The following is a 16,872-nucleotide window of genomic DNA, read 5'->3' on the forward strand; positions in this document are numbered from 1 at the left end:
ACGATATGGCGGGCGAGAGCAAGAAGCCAGAGGCGGCGGACCAGGTTGCCGACGCGGTTCGTGGCAACTGGGTGGACCGTCATGCACCGGGCTGGAGCCGTCCCTATCTGCGGCTGTCGCGCGCCGACCGGCCGATCGGCACCTGGCTCTTGTTGCTGCCCTGCTGGTGGGGGCTCTTGCTCGGGATCGGCGAGACCGGCCAGACCGGCTGGCAGGATGCCTGGATCGCTCTGGGCGTGGCCCTCGGCGCGTGGCTCATGCGCGGGGCGGGCTGCACCTGGAACGACATCACCGACCGCGACATCGACGCCGCCGTGGCGCGCACAAGGTCGCGGCCGATTCCCTCGGGGCAGGTGAGCGTGAAGCAGGCGCTGGGCTGGCTTGTCGGGCAATCGCTTGTCGCGCTGCTCATTCTGCTCACCTTCCACCCGTCGGCGATCCTGCTCGGCTTCATTTCGCTCCTGCCGGTGGCGATCTACCCCTTCGCCAAGCGGTTCACCTGGTGGCCGCAGGTGTTTCTGGGCCTTGCCTTCAACTGGGGGGCGCTGCTCGCCTATACCGCCCATACCGGCGCGCTCGGCTGGCCCGCGGTGGTGCTCTATCTCGCCGGGATTTCCTGGACGCTGTTCTACGACACGATCTATGCCCACCAGGACAAGGAAGACGACGCGCTGATCGGGGTGAAATCCACCGCGCTGCTGTTCGGCGATGCCACCCTGCCGTGGCTGCGCGGCTTCCTGATCGCCACCGTGGTGTTGATGACACTGGCCATCGTGATGGCATTCGCGCCCGGGCGGTCGGTGCTGGCGCTGACCGCGGCGCTCGGCGGGGCGTGGTTCATGGGCTGGCACATGGCGTGGCAATTGCGGGTGCTCGACACCGAAGACCCCGACACCTGCCTGCGGCTGTTCCGGGCCAATCGCGACGCCGGGCTGATCCCCGTGCTGTTTCTTGCCACTGCGACCCTGCTGTGATTGCACCCGCTTGCCCGGCGGCTTAAGGAAGCGCAACTGGAACCAGAACCGGGAACCTGACCGCCCATGCGTCTTCCGCGTCTGTCTACCCTGCGCAACCACCCCGGGCTGCTGACCGGGGCGGTCTTCGTTGTTGCCGCGCTTGCCGCCATGCTGGTGGCCTGGGGCGCGCTCAAGGGCATCGAAACCGTCTCGAAAAGCGCTGTCGAACGGGCACTTCTGCTTGAGGGAGAAGATTGGGCCCGGGTCGAGACGAACGGCTTGCAGGTGATCCTCGAAGGCGCGGCGCCGACCGAGTCCGGGCGCTTCCATGCGCTGTCGATTGCCGGAAAGAGCGTGGATGCGAGCCGGGTGATCGACCTGATGCAATTGCCGCCGCCCAAGGACGTTACCCCACCGCGTTTCGCGGTCGAGATCCTGCGCAGCGAAGCGGGGATCTCGATGATCGGGCTGATCCCCGCCGCCGCTGACCGCGAGGCACTGGGCGAACGGATCCAGCAGATCGACCTGGCGCGGACGGTGACCGATCTTCTGGAAACAGCCGATTACCCGATGCCCGAGGGCTGGGACACTGCGACCGCCTTTGCCCTCGACGCGCTCGAAATGCTGCCGCGTTCGAAAATCTCGATCCGTGCCGACCGGGTAGCGATCGAGGCAATCGCGGAGTCAGGCGAGCAGAAGGCCGGCTGGGAGCGCCTGTTGCGTGCAAATCCGCCGCCGGGCGTTCGGGTTGCGCTCGATATATCCGCGCCGCGCCCGGTGATCACGCCCTTCACCTTGCGCTTCACGCTCGACGACGAGGGCGCACGCTTCGATGCCTGCACCGCCTCCAACGAAGCCGGGCGCAACAAGATCGTGGCGGCGGGGATCGCTGCCGGTGTGACCGGCCAGCCGGAATGCCCGATTGGCCTTGGCGAACCTTCGCCCGACTGGCCGGAAGCCGCCGCGCTCGGCATTGCGGCGCTGCACGACCTGGGCGGCGGGTCGCTGACCTTTTCCGATGCCGACGTGACCCTCGTCGCCGCCGAAGGCACGCCGCAGAACAGCTTCGACCGCGTCGTGGGCGAGTTGGAAACCGAGTTGCCCGACGTGTTTTCGCTGCACTCCGTGCTGCCCGATCCGGTGACGATCTCGGGCACCGGCGAGTCTGATGGCCCGCCGGAATTCGTGGCGACGCTCAGCCCCGAGGGCATGGTGCAACTGCGCGGGCGGGTGGCCGATGAACAGGAGCGCACGATCACGGAAAGCTTCGCGCGTGCCCATTTCGGGTCGCAAAAGGTCTATGCCGCGATGCGGCTCGATCCCGAGTTGCCGCGCGGCTGGTCGGTGCGCACGCTGGCCGCGCTCGAGGCGCTCTCGCACCTTGCCAACGGTTCGGTCGTGGTGCAGCCGCGCGTTGTGGATGTGCGCGGTGCCACCGGCGATACCGGTGCCTCGGCCGAGATTTCGCGCGTTCTGTCGAACAAGCTGGGCGAGGCGGAGGATTTTCGCGTCAACGTGCGCTACGAGGAGGCGCTCGATCCGGTGGCGGGGTTGCCGACCCCGCAGGAATGCGCCGCCGAGATCAATGCTGCGCTGACCGAGAGCAAGATCACCTTTTCGCCCGGTTCGGCCGAGATCGAGTCGTCGTCGGCCCGCACCGTCGACAAGATCGCCGAGATCCTGAAAACCTGTCCCGACGTGGCGATGGAGATCGGCGGTTACACCGACAGCCAGGGCCGCGAGGAAATGAACAAGGCGCTGTCGCAGCGCCGGGCCGACTCGGTGCTCTCGGCGCTGCTCGCCCGCCGGGTACTGACCACCAACCTCACCGCCTTCGGTTATGGCGAGGACAACCCGATTGCCGACAACGATACCGAGGAGGGCCGCGAGGCGAACCGGCGGATCGAGTTTCGTCTGATCGGAGACGAGCCTGCCGAGGGGGAGGCAGCGGAAACAGAGACGCAGGACGACGCGGAAACCGAAGATACGGGCGAGGCGGACGACGAAGAGATCGCACCGATTCGCCCGCTTGCCCGGCCCGTCGATCTGGTCGAGGAAGCAGACCGGGAAGCGGGTGACGCGGAGGTGGCCGACACCGCCGACGGGGAGGGGTCAGACCCCGCAGATGCGACCGAGACGGATGCGACGCCGCAGGGCACCGAGGTTCCCGACTCCGAACCCACGCCCGATGAAGGCGACGCGGATAGCACGCCCGATGAAGGCGATGAGGACGCCGCGCCCGGAGATGGCGATGAGGACCCCACACCCGATGAGGCCAGTGAGGACCCCGCCGATGCGACCGGACAGGAGGCTGACCCGGAAACGGATGGCGAGGCCTCCGACACCCCGGCGCAGGACGCGGCGGAAGATCCCGGCGATGCCGGCGAGGCAGAAACCGACGCCCCCGTTGTCGTCCACCCCGAGCTTGAGGGCATCCGCCCGCAACCCCGCCCCGCGCGCGACGACGGCTAGGCCCGCGCCAGAACGGAGAAACATATGAACAGAACCGAGTTCATCATCGTTACCGCCATCATTCTCTTCGTCGCTTTCGCGCTTGGGTGGTTCGCACATTGGCTGCTGCACCGCTTTTCGCGGGTGGCGTCGGGTGACGTGTCGGAGATCGACCGGCTGGCGCAATCGCTGCACGAGGCGGAGGAAACCCGAGATCAGGCGATCACCTACCTGCAACAGCGCGAGGCCGAAATGTCGAGCCAGTTGCACCAGGCCGAAGCCGAGTTGCGGGCCGCGATGGAGGGTTTGCGCGACGCGCGCCACGAGGCCGAGGAATTGCGCGCCTATATCGAACAGATGAACCAGCGCTGAGCCGAGGCGCGGCGCACATGCAAAACGGGGCACCCGAGGGTGCCCCATTTTTTTTCATGTCTGCGCGTCTCAGAGCGCGCGGGTGGCGAAATACCAGTCGATCACCTCGATATCGTCGCCCGCCTCGGCCACGCGCTTCTCGGCGGCGGCATCGGTGGCCGGCGGCGGCACGATCACGCGGTCGCCCGGCTTCCAGTTTTCCGGCATCGCGCAGGCGTTCTCGTCGGCCGTCTGCAGCGCCACCAGCAGGCGGTGGATCTCGTCAACCGAGCGGCCGGCGTTCATCGGGTAGTAGACCATGGCGCGCAGCACGCCTTCGGGGTCGACGATGAAGGTCGCGCGGACGGCGGCGGTATCGGAGGCGCCGGGCTGGATCATGCCGTAGGCCTTGGCCACCTTCATGTCGAGGTCGGCGATGATCGGGAACTTGATGTCGACGCCCCACTTCTCCTTGATGTTGCGCACCCAGGCGATGTGGCTGTAGTGGCTGTCGATCGACAACCCGAGCAGTTCCACGCCCATCGCGGCGAATTCGTCCTGCTTGTTGGCGAAGCCGATGAACTCGGTGGTGCAGACCGGGGTGAAGTCGGCCGGGTGCGAGAACAGCACGAGCCACTTGCCCTTGTAGTCCGCGAGGCTCTTGCGGCCGTGGGTGGTGGGGGCGTCGAAGTCGGGGGCGGCACGGTTCAGGCCGGGGCCCATGGCTTGGATTTCGTCGGTCATTTTCAGTCTCCTCTCGGGTTTCGGTGAAGGCCCTGTTGCCTTCGATGAGACTGAGATAGGGGATTGCGTCTGATTGTTGAAACGAATAAAAAAGATATATGTAATCGAGAAAAACGATCATGAATCTACCCAGCCTGCGTCAGCTCCGCTTTCTCGTGGCCCTTGATGACGAGCTTCATTTCAGCCGGGCCGCCGAACGCTGTTTCGTCACCCAATCCACGCTGTCGTCGGGGTTGAAGGAACTGGAGGATCTGCTCGGCGCGCCGGTGGCCGAGCGCACCAAACGCAGCGTGATGATGACACCGCTCGGCCGCGACCTGGCCGATCGCGCGCGCGGGGTGCTGGCCGACGTGGGCGAGATGGTGGAACTGGCGCAGCGCGAGGCGGGCACCCTGCGCGGGCCGCTGCGTCTGGGCTCGATCCCGACCATCGGCCCGTTTCTGTTTCCGCGCCTGATGCCGCGGCTCCGGCGCGACTTTCCCGAGCTGCGGCTCTACCTGCGCGAGGAACTCACAGAGAGCCTGATCGACGGCCTGCGCGCCGGGCGGCTCGACGTGATCCTGATCGCGCTTCCGTTCGACATCGGTGATCTGGCGTCGGAATCGCTGTTCATGGACGGCTACCAGCTTGCCAGCGCGCCCGAACACCCGCTCGCCGGGCCTGATCCGGTGCACGGTGCCGACCTTGACGATGAAACCCTTCTGTTGCTTGAACGCGGCCACTGCCTCCAGCGCCACGCGCTCGCCGCCTTTCCCGAGAGCCACGCCCGGCAGGACGAAAGCTTTGCCGCCACCTCGCTCGCCACGCTGATCGCGATGGTGGAGGAAGGCGTGGGGATCACGTTGTTGCCGCAACTGGTGATCGACGCGGGCGCGGCGCGGCATGCCGAGATTGCCCTGACGCCGCTGGAGGGAGCCTGGCCGCGCGAGGTGATCCTGGCCTGGCGCAAGTCTTCGGCGCGGGCGGAAGATTTCGCGGTTCTGGCGGAGATCCTGCGCGAAGAACGGGCGCGGCTTGGCGGGGATGCGCGATGATTCAGGGGTGGCCCTGACCTTTGCGGGCCGGGATCAGCTTCGCTTGAGCGCCGCGCGGAAATCCGACATCCGGAAGGCGTGGATCAGGTGGCCGATGCCGAAATAGCTCACGATGCCGGCAAGGATCAGGATGATCAGGGCGATCACGTCGAGACCGGGTGCGCCAAGCAGCGGATGCAGCGGCAAGGTCAGCACCCAGAGCACCGCCCCCATCGCCCATGACGCCACCCCGATCCGCCAGATACGCCGCCAGAAGCGTCGGTCGAACCGCGCGACCTCGCCCATCCGCCAGGTGCCGATCCAGAGCAGCGCGACCATTGCCCAGGCCGCCAGCGTGGTGCCGAAGGCGGCCGCGGTGTAGCCGATCACCGGGGCGAGACCGATGGCGATGGCGGCGTTCACCACCAGCGAGACGAGCGCGAAGTAGAACGGCGTGCGGGTGTTTTCGCGGGCGAAATAGACCGGCTGGAGCACCTTCTGGAGTACGAAGGCGGGCAGGCCGAGGCCGTAGATTTGCACCGCCACGGCGGTGGCGGCGGTGTCGTCGACGGTGAAGGCACCGCGCTGGAACAGCACCTGCACCAGCGGCAGCGGGATCACCAGGAGCGCGACGGCGGCCGGCACGGTGAGCGCGAGTGCCATCTCGCCCGCCCGGCTCAGCGACTCCCGCCCGCCCGCGCTGTCGTCGGCCGAGAGCCTGCGGGCGAGGTCGGGCAGGAGCACCACGCCGATGGCGATGCCGACGACGCCAAGCGGCAACTGGTAGAGCCGGTCGGCGTAGTTCAGCCAGGCGATTGCACCATCGAAGATACTGGCCACCTGCCGTCCGATCAGCAGGTTGATCTGCACCACGCCGCCCGCCAGCGCCGCGGGGGCAGCGATGATTGCGAGGCGCTTGAGTTCCGGCGTCATTCGGGGGCGGCGGGGGATGAGGCGGAACCCGGCGCGGGAGGCGGCGGTCCAGACCAGCGCAAGCTGGGCGATCCCCGCGACCGGCACCGCCCAGACCAGCGTGAGCCCCATGTCCCATCCCAGCCACGCGCCGAGACTGAGGGCGGCGATGAAGATGAGATTGAGCAGCACCGGCGCGGCAGCGGCGGCGGTGAACCGCCCGGTGGCGTTGAGCACGCCCGAGAGCAGCGCCGCGAGCGAGATGAACAGGATGTAGGGAAAGGCGATGCGGCCATAGAGCACCGCGAGGTCGAAGCGCTCGTCGCCGAGAAAGCCCGAGGCCATCGCCAGCACCAGCGCCGGCATGAACACCTGCCCCAGCAGCGTGACGACGAGAACGATCGAGGCCAGCCCGGTCAGCGCGTCGCGGGCGAATTCCTGCGCGCCGTGCCCGGCCTCGACGCGCTTGGCGAACATCGGCACGAAGGCCATGTTGAACGCGCCCTCGGCGAAGAACCGGCGAAACATGTTGGGCAGCGAGAACGCCACCACGAATGCCTCCGCCACCGGCCCGGCCCCGAGGGCCGCGGCGATCACCACGTCGCGCACGAAGCCCAGCACCCGGCTGGCCATGGTCCAGGCCCCGACCGTGAAGAAGCCGCGCGCGAGGCGGATGCCCGCCATCAGGCGTTCGCCCTTTCGGCGCCCTTTTCGATCGCCTCGCGGAGTTTCCTGTCCAGAACCTTGCGCTTGGCCTCGTTGTGAAACTTCAGCCCGAACATGTCTTTCACGTAAAATGTATCGACCACCTGTTCGCCATAGGTCGCGATCACGGCGGAGGCAATATAGACGTTGGCGTCGGCCATCGTGCGGGTGAGGTCGTAGAGCAGGCCGGGACGGTCGCGGGTATCGACCTCGATGATGGTGTAGATCTCCGACCCCTCGTTGTCGAAGGTGATGTTGGTGGGCACCCGGAAGGCGCGTTCGCGCTTTTTCAGCTTGTCGCGGTCGCGCATCGCCTCGCGCGCCACGACTTCGCCGCGCAGGGTCTTGTGGATCATGGCCTCGAGCCGTCCGAGCCGGGCTTCCTCGAAGGGTTTGCCATCGTGATCCTGCACCCAGAACACCGGCGTGGCCCAGCCGTCTTTCGAGGTGTAGGTGCGGGCATCGACCACGTTCGCCCCGACCAGCGCCAGCGCCCCGGCGAGGCGCGAGAAGATCCCCGGATGGTCGGCCAGCGCGAAGGCCGCGCGGGTGGCGTCGCGGTCGTGGTCCTGGGTCAGCTCGATGCGGATTTCCTCGGGGGTGATATCGCGCAGGAGGCGCGCGAAAACGATGTGCTCGGCGGTCGAAAGCCCCTGCCAATAGGGGTCGTAGTGGCGGGCGGTCTCGATGCGGATTGCCTTGCCGTCCCAGTCGGGCAGGGCATCACGCAGGGCCTTGCGGGCTTCCTTCGCGCGCGCGCCGGTCGAGAGCGCCTCGATCCCTTCTTCGAGCGCCAGAGCGGTCTGCTTGTAGAGCTCGCGCAGCAGCATCGCTTTCCAGTTGTTCCAGACCCCGGGGCCGACGCCGCGAATGTCGCAGACGGTGAGCACGAGGAGGAGATCGAGCCGCTCCCTCGACCCCACCGCCTTGGCGAACCCGCGCACTGTGCGCGGATCAGACAGGTCGCGCTTCTGCGCCATGTCTGACATCAACAGGTGATAGCGCACCAGCCATTCCACGGTTTTCGTTTCCGCCTTGGTCAGCCCGAGCCGGGGCGCGATCTGCCGGGCCAGCCGGGCACCGAGGATCGAGTGGTCTTCCTCGCGGCCCTTGCCGAGGTCATGGCAGAACAGAGCGACGTAGAGCACCTTGCGGTTCACCCCTTCGTTGAGAATCCGGCTGGCAACCGGCAGTTCCTCGACCCGCTCGCCGCGCTCGATCTCGGCCAGCGCCGAGATCACCTGGATGGTGTGCTCATCGACGGTGTAGCTGTGATACATGTTGAACTGCATCATCGCCACGATCGGCTGGAACTCGGGGATGAAGGCGGCGAGTACGCCAAGCTCGTTCATCCGCCTGAGTGCGCGTTCGGGGTTGCCGTGCTTGAGCAGCAGGTCGAGGAAGATCCGCACCGCGGTCTTGTCGGCGCGCATCTCGTCGTCGATCTGGTCGAGATTGGCGGTGATCAGCCGCATCGCGTCGGGGTGGATCAGGAGCCCGGTGCGCAGCCCTTCCTGGAAGATGCGCAACAGGTTGACCTTGTCGGCGAGAAACTCTTCCGGGGTTGTCACGGTGAGCCGGCCCTGCCGCATGGTGAACGGCGGGCGCACCTTCTTGCGGCGCCTGATGAAGCCCTGCAGCAGCGGCTCGCGCTTGACATGGCTGGCTTCGAGCGAGGTGAGCAGAATGCGGGTGAGTTCCCCCACCGCGGTGGCGTGGCGAAAGTAATCCTGCATGAAATGCTCGACCGCGCGCCGCCCGCTCTTGTCTTCGTAGCCCATCCGCGCGGCAACCTCGACCTGGAGATCGAAGGTGAGCTGATCCATCGCGCGGCCGGTGATCAGGTGTAGGTGACAGCGCACCGCCCAGAGAAATTCGTCGGCGTCCTCGAAGGTGGCGTATTCCTCGGCGGTGAATACGCCGAGCGGCTTGAGGTCGGCGATCCGGCTGACCTGGTGGACGTATTTCGCCACCCAGAACAGGGTTTGCAGATCGCGCAGGCCGCCTTTGCCTTCCTTGACGTTCGGTTCGACGACGTAGCGCTGGCCTCCCTGCTTCTTGTGCCGGCTCTCGCGCTCGGCCAGCTTGGCCTCGATAAACTCCGCCTCGGTGCCGCGGAACAGCTCTGACCAGAGCCGTTCGCCGAGCTCGGTCGAGATGCTCTCATCGCCGCAGATGTGCCGGTGTTCGAGAAGCGCCGTGCGGATCGTGATGTCGTCCCTGCCGAGGCGCAGGCAGTCTTTCACCGTGCGCGAGGAATGGCCGACTTTCAGGCGCAGATCCCACAGCATGTAGAGCATGCTCTCGATCACGCTCTCGGCCCAGGGGGTGATCTTGTAGGGGGTCAGAAACAGCAGGTCGACATCGGAATGCGGCGCCATCTCGAAGCGACCGTAACCGCCCACCGCGAGCAGAGCCAGACGCTCGCCGGAAGTGGGGGAATTGAGCGGGTGCAGGTGCCGGGTGGCCACCTCGAACACCGTGCGCACGATGCAATCGGTGAGCCAGGCCTGGGCACGCACCGCAGGGTGGGCATCGAACGGACGTTCCGCGATCGCCGCCGCGATTGCCGCGCTGCCGGTGTCGAGCGCCGCCCGCAGGAGCCTGACGGTCAACGCGCGCAAGCCGGCGGCGTTGCGGTCGGCGGCACCGGCATCGACCGCCGCCATGATTGCCCCGCGGTCGAATATTTCGTCCGCGGGGCAAATCAGGTGGTCGGGCGTGGGTTCGGCCAGGTCTGGACGGGGCTCAGGAACCGGCACCGGCGAAGCTTCTCGGGGCCGGATCGATCACCACGATTTCCTTGTCCTGAACCTGCGCGATGGCGAGGCCACGCTCGGCGGTGCCGTCGCCGCGCAGCCGGAACACCCCGTTTACCCCGACGAAGCCCTGCGCCTGGGTCAGCGCAGCACCGGTGAGCGCATCGGCCTGTCCCGCCCGCACCAGCGCGCCGATGGCGGCGATGCCGTCATAGGCCAGCCCCGCAATGGCATGCGGCTGGTTGCCGTAGGCGGCCATGTAACGGCTCTGGAACTGCTCCTGGAGGTTCGGGTCGGGCATGGCGAACCAGCCGTCCTGAAGCCCGGGCAGGGTGCGCGCCGAGGTCGGGATGTCCCATCTTTGCAGGCCGACGTACTGGATCTCGCTCGGCGGCAAGCCGTTTTCGGGGAGGAGCTGGGCAAGGAAGGGGATCGCCCCGTCGGTGCCGGAGGTAAGGAAGATCGCGTCGGCACCGGAGGATTTCGCGGTGTCTGAAATGTCGCGCACCGCGTCGATCACGCCGGTCTGCGAAACCTCGAAGCTGAGCGCCCCGGCCTGTTCGGCACCCGGCGTTGCCGAGATCGCCCGGGCAATGGCCTGCGCGCCAGATCTTTCGGCCGAATTCTCGCCGTTCACGATCAGGATATTCCCCTTGTCGGAGGCGGCGGCGTAGCGCACCAGCCGGTTGGCGGTGTTCTGGAAGGTGTTGCCGAGCACGAAGACGTTGCCGCCGGCGACCTCGGGGTTGTTGGAGAACGCAAGCACGTTGACCCCGCCGGCGGCCGCCCCGGCGGATGCGGCGTTGGCGGCATAGACCGGCCCGAGGATGATCTTGGCACCGTCGTTGACCGCTTCTCGTGCCACCGTTCCGGCCTGGGTCGCGCTGCCGGCGGTGTTGTAGACCCGCAGGTCGATGGTCACGCCCTGGAGTTCGCCCATCGCCAGCCGGGCCGCGTTTTCGAGCGATTGCGCCATCGCGTCGTCGGCCTCGTTGTCGCCACCGGCGGGCACCAGCAGCGCCACCGGCACCGGTCGCGAAGTATCGATTCGCTGTCCCGCGGTATTCGGCATATCGCCACAAGCGGCCAGTAGGCCGAGCGACAGAACCGCGATGATGGTGACCCGGAGCTTGCGGGCGGCGCGCAAAAACGCAAACATGCTACAATCCTCTTTTTTTCGGTCGGGTGTCGGCTTCGAATATGGCGAGACTCACAGCGCCCCGAACAAGAGGTATAATAGACGCAACGCTACACAGGTCCACCCTCGATGCCAGACCCCAAGCCCCTCGCCCCAGGGCTCTATCTCGTCGCCACCCCGATCGGGAACGCCCGCGACATCACGCTGCGGGCCCTCGACATTCTCGGCATGGCCGATGTGATCGCGGCGGAAGATACCCGGACCGCGCGCAAGTTGATGGAAATCCACGGCATTGCGCTCGGCGGGCGTCCGCTTATCGCCTATCATGATCATTCCGGCGCGCGCGGGCGGGCGGGCATCGCCAAGCTGCTCGCGGGCGGGAAATCGGTGGCCTATGTCAGTGAGGCGGGCACGCCGCTGGTCTCCGATCCGGGCTATGCGCTGGCGCGCGAGGCGGCCGAAGCGGGGTATCTCGTCACCGCAGCGCCGGGTGCCTCGGCGCTGCTCGCCGCGCTCAGCCTGTCGGGCCTGCCATCGGACCGGTTCCTGTTTGCCGGTTTTCCGCCGGCGCAGCACGCGGCGCGGATGCGCTGGATCGAGGAATTCCGGGACGTGCCCGCGACGCTTGTGTTTTATGAAAGCCCGAGGCGCGTTCATGAATTGTTAGATGATCTGCGCGAAACTCTGGGTGCGGAGAGGCCGGCGGCGATCTGCCGGGAACTCACCAAGAAGTTCGAAGAGGTGCTGCGCGGCACGCTCGGCGATCTCGCGGAACGAATCGCCGAGCGCGACCTGAAGGGCGAGATGGTGGTGCTGGTGGATCGCGGCACGGGCGCGGTGGCGGACGAGACGATGGAGGCGGCGCTGGTGCGCGCGATGGCGGAGATGAGCCTCAAGGATGCCGCGGCAACGGTGGCCGAGGCTTACGGAATACCGCGCCGCAAGGTCTACCAGGCGGCGCTGGAGATGGAGAAGGCGCGATGAGCGGAATGGTGTCCTATCTGGCCGGGATCGCGGCCGAAGAGGCGGTGGCCGACAATTATGTGCGCCGGGGCCATGCACTGGCCGCCCGGCGCTGGCGCGGCTCGGGCGGCGAACTTGACCTGGTGTTTCGCGATGGCGCCGGGGTGATCGTGGTCGAGGTAAAGCAGGCGCGCGATTTCGCCCGCGCCGTTGCCCGCCTGTCGCGCGCGCAGCTTCAGCGCATCTACGGCACGGTATCGGAATACGTCGCAGGCGAGCCGCGCGGCCAGCTCACCGATGTACGGCTCGATCTTGCGCTGGTCGACGGCACCGGGCGGATGCGGATCATGGAAAACCTCTGGGCGTAGCGCCCATTGCTCTCGGCCCCGGCTCGGGCCATGTAAGACAAAAAGCCGGGAGAGACGCATGAGCCTGAAAGTTGCCGTCCAGATGGACCCGATCGGCGCGGTCGATATCGACGCCGATTCCACATTTCGAATCATGGAAGAAGCGCAGGCCCGGGGCCATACGCTGTTCTATTACACGCCCGACCGGCTGTCCTACCGAGAAGGGCGCATTCTGGCCGGTGGATGGCCGGTGACCCTGCGGCGCGAGCGCGGCAACCATTTCAGCCTCGGGGCGGAAACGGAGGTCGATCTCGCCGATTGGGACGTGGTCTGGCTGCGCCAGGACCCGCCGTTCGACATGGGGTATATCACCACCACCCACCTGCTCGACATGATCCACCCCGAGACACTCGTGGTGAACGATCCGTTCTGGGTGCGCAACTACCCCGAGAAGCTCCTGGTCCTGCGTTTCCCCGATCTCACGCCGCCGACGATGATCGCGCGCGATCTGGCCAGCTTGCGCGCCTTCAAGCACGAGCATGGCGATATCATCCTCAAGCCGCTCTACGGCAACGGCGGTGCGGGGGTGTTCCGGCTCGATCCGAACGACCGCAACCTCGCGTCGCTCCACGAGCTCTTCACCGGGATGAACCGCGAGCCGCTGATCGCGCAGAAATTCCTGCCCGCGGTCGCGGCGGGCGATAAGCGGATCATCCTCGTCGATGGTGCGCCGGTCGGCGCGATCAACCGGGTGCCCGCGGCGGGGGAGACGCGCTCGAACATGCACGTCGGCGGGCGGCCGGAAAAGATCGGCCTCACCGCGCGCGACCGCGAGATCTGCGACGCGATCGGCCCGCTCCTGCGCGAGAAGGGGCAGATCTTCGTCGGAATCGACGTGATCGGCGACTGGCTCACCGAGATCAACCTCACCTCGCCGACCGGGATCCAGGAGCTTGAACGGTTCGACGGGGTCAACGTCGCGGCGAAGATCTGGGAGGCGATCGAGTCGCGACGATCGTGAGCTTGCAGCTTCGCCTCCTCACCGCCATCGCGCGCGGAATCTTCAAGCCGATGGTCGCCCACGCGGACGATCCGGTGGCATTGCGCGCGCGCTTCGAGCGGATTGCGCGGCGGGTGTTTCGTCTCCCGCCCGCCAGTCTCGTGCGCGAGATCACGCTCGCGCCGGACATCCCCGCGCTCGCGATCTCGAACCGTCCCGGCTCGCACCCGCCGCGCGCCCGCAAGCTGGTGCTGTATTTCCACGGTGGCGCCTTCGTCGCCGGCAGCCCGCGCACCCATGCGGCGCTGCTGGCACGGCTCGCGCGGCTCGCCCGCGTCGAGATCATCGCGCCGAGTTACAGGCTTGCGCCGGAACACCCCTTCCCGGCCGCGCCGGACGATGCCCGCGCGGCCTGGGATGCGCTCATCGCGCGCGGCTACCGCGCCGGTGACATCGCGCTGGGCGGCGACAGCGCCGGGGGCAACCTCGCGCTGGGCCTGCTCGCGGGTTTGCTGGCCGAGGGCCAGCGCCCGGCCGGGCTTTTCGCCTTTTCGCCGGTCACCGACCTGACCTTTTCCGGCCCCACGATCACCTCCAACGTGCGCCGCGATTCGATGCTGCCGAGCTCGCGCACGGCGGATCTGTTGGGCTATTATCTCCCCAATTCCCCCGCCGACGATCCGCGCGCCTCACCGCTGTTCGCGCGGTTTCCCGACCCGCCGCCGGTGTTCCTGCAATACGCCGCGACCGAGATCCTCGCCGACGATTGCCGCCGGATCGCCGACCGGCTGCGCGACAATGGCGGCGAGGTCATCTGCGATGAATGGCCCGACGCACCGCATGTCTGGGTGATCTTCGACGGCTACGTGCCGGAGGCGCGCGAGGGTTTGCACCGCGCCGCGCGCTTCGTATCGGCGGTTCTCGAGCCCGATCAGGCCAGCGCCATCGCGCCCGCGATCCGGTAGGCCAGCGCCTCGGCCACGTGTGGCTTGCGCACCGACTGCGCGCCTTCGAGATCGGCGATCGTGCGGGCCACCCGCAGCACGCGGTGATAGCCCCGCGCCGACAGCCCGAACCGTTCCGCCGCCTTCAGCAGCATCTCGCGACCCTCGGCATCGGGCGTTGCCACTGCTTCGAGCGCCGCGCCTTCGGCGTCGGCGTTGACCCGGGCATGGCTGCCTTCGTACCGCGCCGTCTGCACCGCGCGGGCGCGGGCGACGCGTTCGGCCACGACAGCCGAGGGTTCGCCGCCATCGGGCAGATCGAGGTCGGTGAAGGCCACCGGGGGCACGTCGAGGCGCAGATCGAAGCGGTCCATCAGTGGCCCGGAAATGCGCCCGAGGTAATCCTCGCCGCAGCCGGGCGCGCGCGAGCAGGCGCGGGCGGCATCGGCAAGGTGGCCGCATTTGCAGGGGTTGGCGGCGGCCACCAGCATGAAGCGACAGGGATAATGAACATGGGCGTTGGCGCGGGCGACCACCACTTCACCGGTTTCCACTGGTTGGCGGAGGGTTTCGAGCACCGGGCGGGGAAACTCGGGGAACTCGTCGAGAAACAGCACGCCGTTGTGCGCAAGGCTGATCTCGCCGGGCTTGGCCCCGCGCCCGCCGCCGACAATGGCCGCCATCGAGGCGGTGTGATGCGGTTCGCGGAAGGGCCGGGTGCGCGAGATGCCGCCCTCGGAGATCAGCCCCGCGAGGGAATGGATCATCGAGGTTTCCAGCGCCTCCTGCGGGGTGAGCGGCGGCAGGATCGAGGGCAGCCGCGCGGCCAGCATCGACTTGCCGGAGCCGGGGCTGCCGACCATCAGCAGGTGATGGCGACCGGCGGCGGCGATCTCCATCGCGCGCTTGGCGCGTTCCTGGCCCTTGACGTCGGCAAGGTCGCGCCCGCCCGTGTCTTCGCGCACCTCGCCCGGTTCGGCCGGTTCCAGCGGCGCCTGGCCGGTGAAATGGCGGATCACCGCCACGAGCGTCGGCGCGGCCAGCACCCGCGCCGCACCAACCCAGGCCGCCTCCGCGCCGCAGGCCCTGGGCACCACCAGCGACCGCCCGGCTTCGGCGGCCGCCATGGCGGCAGGGAGCGCGCCGGTGACCGCCACCAGCGAGCCGTCGAGCGACAATTCACCCAATGAGACCGTGTGTTCCACCTCCTCCGCCGGGATCGCCCCGATCGCGGCGAGCAGCGCCAGCGCGATCGGAAGGTCGTAATGCGAGCCCTCCTTGGGCAGATCGGCGGGCGAGAGGTTGACGGTGATCTTCTTCGACGGCAGCGCGATGGCCATCGCCGTGAGCGCCGCGCGCACCCGCTCGCGCGCCTCGCTCACCGCCTTGTCGGGCAGGCCGACGATGGCAAAGCCCGGCAGCCCCGCCGAGAGCGCGCATTGCACCTCGACGGGCCGCGCCTCGATGCCGACGAACGCCACGGTATAGGCCCGCGCCACCATCCCCGATCTCCTCGCATCCAACCGGGAAAGGTTAACGCGGTGTTGGTTTAGGAATGGTTAACGCAGGCCTGCCGTCGCGGTTTATCCCAGCATGTGCTGGTAGCTGGCGGGGACGTAGTGGAAGCCCTCTCCGCGCGCCTCGACGAAGCCCATCGCGGGCCATGGCATGTGATAGCCGATGAACGGCAGCTTGTCGGATGCCAGCATGCCGAGCAGACGGCGACGGGTTTCGGCCGCCATGGCCTTGTCCTGATCGAACCTCACCTCCCAATCGGGATGCGCCAGCGACCAGACGTAATGGTTGGCGAAATCGGCTCCGAGCAGCAGCCCCTGGCCCTCGCTCTCGATCATGAAGGCCATGTGCCCGGGGGTATGCCCGAAGGCTTGCATCGCGGTGATGCCCGAGGCCGGGCTGCCGCCGTCGTCGAGGAAGGCCATGCGTTCGGCGAAGGGGCGCACCTTGGCTTCGAAGGCCTCGTTGCCCGACATGTCCCAGGCGTCGAACTCGACCGCCCCGGTGACGTAGCGGGCATTGGCGAAGGTCGGCGCGCCGCTGTCGTCGGTCATGCCGCCGATGTGGTCGCCGTGCATGTGGGTGAGCACCACCAGGTCCACCTGGTCGGCGGTGTAGCCTGCCGCCTCCAGCGCGGCGACGATCCCGCCATGGTCCGTCCCGGTGTCGAACAGCACCAGCTCGCTGCCGGTGTTCACCACCGTGGGCGTGAAGAAGAATTGCGCCTTGTCGGTGGGGATCATCGCCGCTGCACTGGCCTCGGCGAACTCCTCCTCGGAGGCGTTCAGCCCGAAGATCCCGTTGGGGTCTTCCACCGTGCGGGTGCCCGCGAGCAGCGCGGTCACCTCGAAGGCGCCGTGTTTGAAGCGGTTGAAGCGGGTGGTCGCCAGGCCCATCATATCGGCGGCGGCGAAGGCCCCGGTTGTCGAGGCCGCGAGCGGCAGTGCCGCGGCACCCAATATCATCGCGCGGCGGTTTAGTGTCAGATCGTGTTCAGCCATTTGGTCCTCCTGTTGTGGTTTTCCGTGGTGATCGGCGCTAGGATAGCCAGGCATGCCGCGATTGCCGCAACAC

The 16,872-nt window shown here is 67.5% G+C and carries 14 protein-coding genes; 8 read left to right on the forward strand and 6 right to left on the reverse strand.

Features of this window, described 5'->3' with window-relative positions; translation table 11 throughout:
• Positions 1-5: 5 nt before the first annotated feature.
• The 3 genes from ubiA to B9Y97_RS11245 all read left to right on the forward strand — a co-directional run bounded on the left by ubiA (position 6) and on the right by B9Y97_RS11245 (position 3,779).
• The gene (gene ubiA / locus B9Y97_RS11235; protein ID WP_085526824.1) at positions 6-974 is read left to right on the forward strand and encodes a 4-hydroxybenzoate octaprenyltransferase; all 969 of its coding nucleotides are present in this window, start codon (positions 6-8) and stop codon (positions 972-974) included.
• Positions 975-1,040: 66 nt separating this feature from the next.
• Positions 1,041-3,428: an OmpA family protein gene (locus tag B9Y97_RS11240; RefSeq protein WP_085526825.1), complete on the forward strand. Its 2,388-nt coding sequence runs from the start codon at positions 1,041-1,043 to the stop codon at positions 3,426-3,428.
• Positions 3,429-3,452: 24 nt separating this feature from the next.
• Positions 3,453-3,779: a hypothetical protein gene (locus tag B9Y97_RS11245; RefSeq protein ID WP_085526826.1), complete on the forward strand. Its 327-nt coding sequence runs from the start codon at positions 3,453-3,455 to the stop codon at positions 3,777-3,779.
• 69 nt (positions 3,780-3,848) lie between these two features.
• Here B9Y97_RS11245 and B9Y97_RS11250 read toward each other — a convergent pair whose 3' ends face one another.
• The gene (locus B9Y97_RS11250) at positions 3,849-4,502 is read right to left on the reverse strand and encodes a peroxiredoxin (protein ID WP_085526827.1); all 654 of its coding nucleotides are present in this window, start codon (positions 4,500-4,502) and stop codon (positions 3,849-3,851) included.
• Between the two features lie 119 nt (positions 4,503-4,621).
• Between B9Y97_RS11250 and B9Y97_RS11255 the strand changes: the two genes are divergently transcribed.
• A complete protein-coding gene (locus B9Y97_RS11255) occupies positions 4,622-5,536 on the forward strand; it encodes a hydrogen peroxide-inducible genes activator (RefSeq protein ID WP_085526828.1) in 915 nt (304 codons plus the stop codon).
• Positions 5,537-5,569: 33 nt separating this feature from the next.
• On the opposite strand, the gene murJ is transcribed toward B9Y97_RS11255, so the two are convergent.
• From murJ to B9Y97_RS11270, 3 genes are read right to left on the reverse strand one after another with little or no spacing between them, the layout of a single operon-like run.
• On the reverse strand, positions 5,570-7,111 hold the full coding sequence (gene murJ, locus B9Y97_RS11260; protein ID WP_085526829.1) for a murein biosynthesis integral membrane protein MurJ: 1,542 nt from the start codon (positions 7,109-7,111) through the stop codon (positions 5,570-5,572).
• Positions 7,111-9,894 carry a [protein-PII] uridylyltransferase gene (locus B9Y97_RS11265; protein WP_254900900.1) on the reverse strand — a complete coding sequence of 928 codons (2,784 nt, stop codon included), beginning with the start codon at positions 9,892-9,894 and terminating at the stop codon, positions 7,111-7,113. The genes murJ and B9Y97_RS11265 overlap by 1 nt, the downstream gene beginning before the upstream one ends.
• Complete coding sequence (locus B9Y97_RS11270) at positions 9,881-11,050, reverse strand: penicillin-binding protein activator (protein WP_085526831.1); 1,170 nt, start codon at positions 11,048-11,050, stop codon at positions 9,881-9,883. The genes B9Y97_RS11265 and B9Y97_RS11270 overlap by 14 nt, the downstream gene beginning before the upstream one ends.
• Before the next feature lie 108 nt (positions 11,051-11,158).
• On the opposite strand from B9Y97_RS11270, the gene rsmI reads away from it, so the two are divergent.
• From rsmI to B9Y97_RS11290, 4 genes are read left to right on the forward strand one after another with little or no spacing between them, the layout of a single operon-like run.
• A complete protein-coding gene (rsmI, locus tag B9Y97_RS11275) occupies positions 11,159-12,013 on the forward strand; it encodes a 16S rRNA (cytidine(1402)-2'-O)-methyltransferase (protein ID WP_085526832.1) in 855 nt (284 codons plus the stop codon).
• Positions 12,010-12,360 carry a YraN family protein gene (locus B9Y97_RS11280; RefSeq protein ID WP_085526833.1) on the forward strand — a complete coding sequence of 117 codons (351 nt, stop codon included), beginning with the start codon at positions 12,010-12,012 and terminating at the stop codon, positions 12,358-12,360. Before rsmI ends, B9Y97_RS11280 begins: the two co-directional genes overlap by 4 nt.
• Positions 12,361-12,418: 58 nt before the next feature.
• On the forward strand, positions 12,419-13,360 hold the full coding sequence (gene gshB / locus B9Y97_RS11285) for a glutathione synthase (RefSeq protein ID WP_085526834.1): 942 nt from the start codon (positions 12,419-12,421) through the stop codon (positions 13,358-13,360).
• Entirely contained in the window at positions 13,357-14,304 is a 948-nt protein-coding gene (locus B9Y97_RS11290) for an alpha/beta hydrolase fold domain-containing protein (RefSeq protein WP_085526835.1), read from the forward strand. The genes gshB and B9Y97_RS11290 overlap by 4 nt, the downstream gene beginning before the upstream one ends.
• Here B9Y97_RS11290 and B9Y97_RS11295 read toward each other — a convergent pair.
• Both B9Y97_RS11295 and B9Y97_RS11300 read right to left on the reverse strand, forming a co-directional pair.
• Entirely contained in the window at positions 14,271-15,785 is a 1,515-nt protein-coding gene (locus B9Y97_RS11295; RefSeq protein ID WP_085526836.1) for a YifB family Mg chelatase-like AAA ATPase, read from the reverse strand. The genes B9Y97_RS11290 and B9Y97_RS11295 overlap by 34 nt on opposite strands.
• A gap of 81 nt (positions 15,786-15,866) precedes the next feature.
• Complete coding sequence (locus tag B9Y97_RS11300; RefSeq protein ID WP_139828282.1) at positions 15,867-16,799, reverse strand: MBL fold metallo-hydrolase; 933 nt, start codon at positions 16,797-16,799, stop codon at positions 15,867-15,869.
• Between the last annotated feature and the right edge of the window lie 73 nt (positions 16,800-16,872).

The organism is Maritimibacter sp. HL-12 (assembly GCF_900177545.1).
Taxonomy (GTDB): domain Bacteria; phylum Pseudomonadota; class Alphaproteobacteria; order Rhodobacterales; family Rhodobacteraceae; genus Sinisalibacter.

What these genes read in the sequence shown, in the direction of transcription:
- ubiA (WP_085526824.1), top strand. Translation starts at nt 6, where the DNA reads ATGGCGGGCGAGAGCAAGAAGCCAGAGGCGGCGGACCAGGTTGCCGAC.
- B9Y97_RS11295 (WP_085526836.1), bottom strand. Translation starts at nt 15,785, where the DNA reads ATGGTGGCGCGGGCCTATACCGTGGCGTTCGTCGGCATCGAGGCGCGG.
- rsmI (WP_085526832.1), top strand. Translation starts at nt 11,159, where the DNA reads ATGCCAGACCCCAAGCCCCTCGCCCCAGGGCTCTATCTCGTCGCCACC.
- B9Y97_RS11280 (WP_085526833.1), top strand. Translation starts at nt 12,010, where the DNA reads ATGAGCGGAATGGTGTCCTATCTGGCCGGGATCGCGGCCGAAGAGGCG.
- B9Y97_RS11245 (WP_085526826.1), top strand. Translation starts at nt 3,453, where the DNA reads ATGAACAGAACCGAGTTCATCATCGTTACCGCCATCATTCTCTTCGTC.
- B9Y97_RS11250 (WP_085526827.1), bottom strand. Translation starts at nt 4,502, where the DNA reads ATGACCGACGAAATCCAAGCCATGGGCCCCGGCCTGAACCGTGCCGCC.
- B9Y97_RS11270 (WP_085526831.1), bottom strand. Translation starts at nt 11,050, where the DNA reads ATGTTTGCGTTTTTGCGCGCCGCCCGCAAGCTCCGGGTCACCATCATC.
- B9Y97_RS11240 (WP_085526825.1), top strand. Translation starts at nt 1,041, where the DNA reads ATGCGTCTTCCGCGTCTGTCTACCCTGCGCAACCACCCCGGGCTGCTG.
- B9Y97_RS11300 (WP_139828282.1), bottom strand. Translation starts at nt 16,799, where the DNA reads ATGGCTGAACACGATCTGACACTAAACCGCCGCGCGATGATATTGGGT.
- murJ (WP_085526829.1), bottom strand. Translation starts at nt 7,111, where the DNA reads ATGGCGGGCATCCGCCTCGCGCGCGGCTTCTTCACGGTCGGGGCCTGG.
- gshB (WP_085526834.1), top strand. Translation starts at nt 12,419, where the DNA reads ATGAGCCTGAAAGTTGCCGTCCAGATGGACCCGATCGGCGCGGTCGAT.
- B9Y97_RS11255 (WP_085526828.1), top strand. Translation starts at nt 4,622, where the DNA reads ATGAATCTACCCAGCCTGCGTCAGCTCCGCTTTCTCGTGGCCCTTGAT.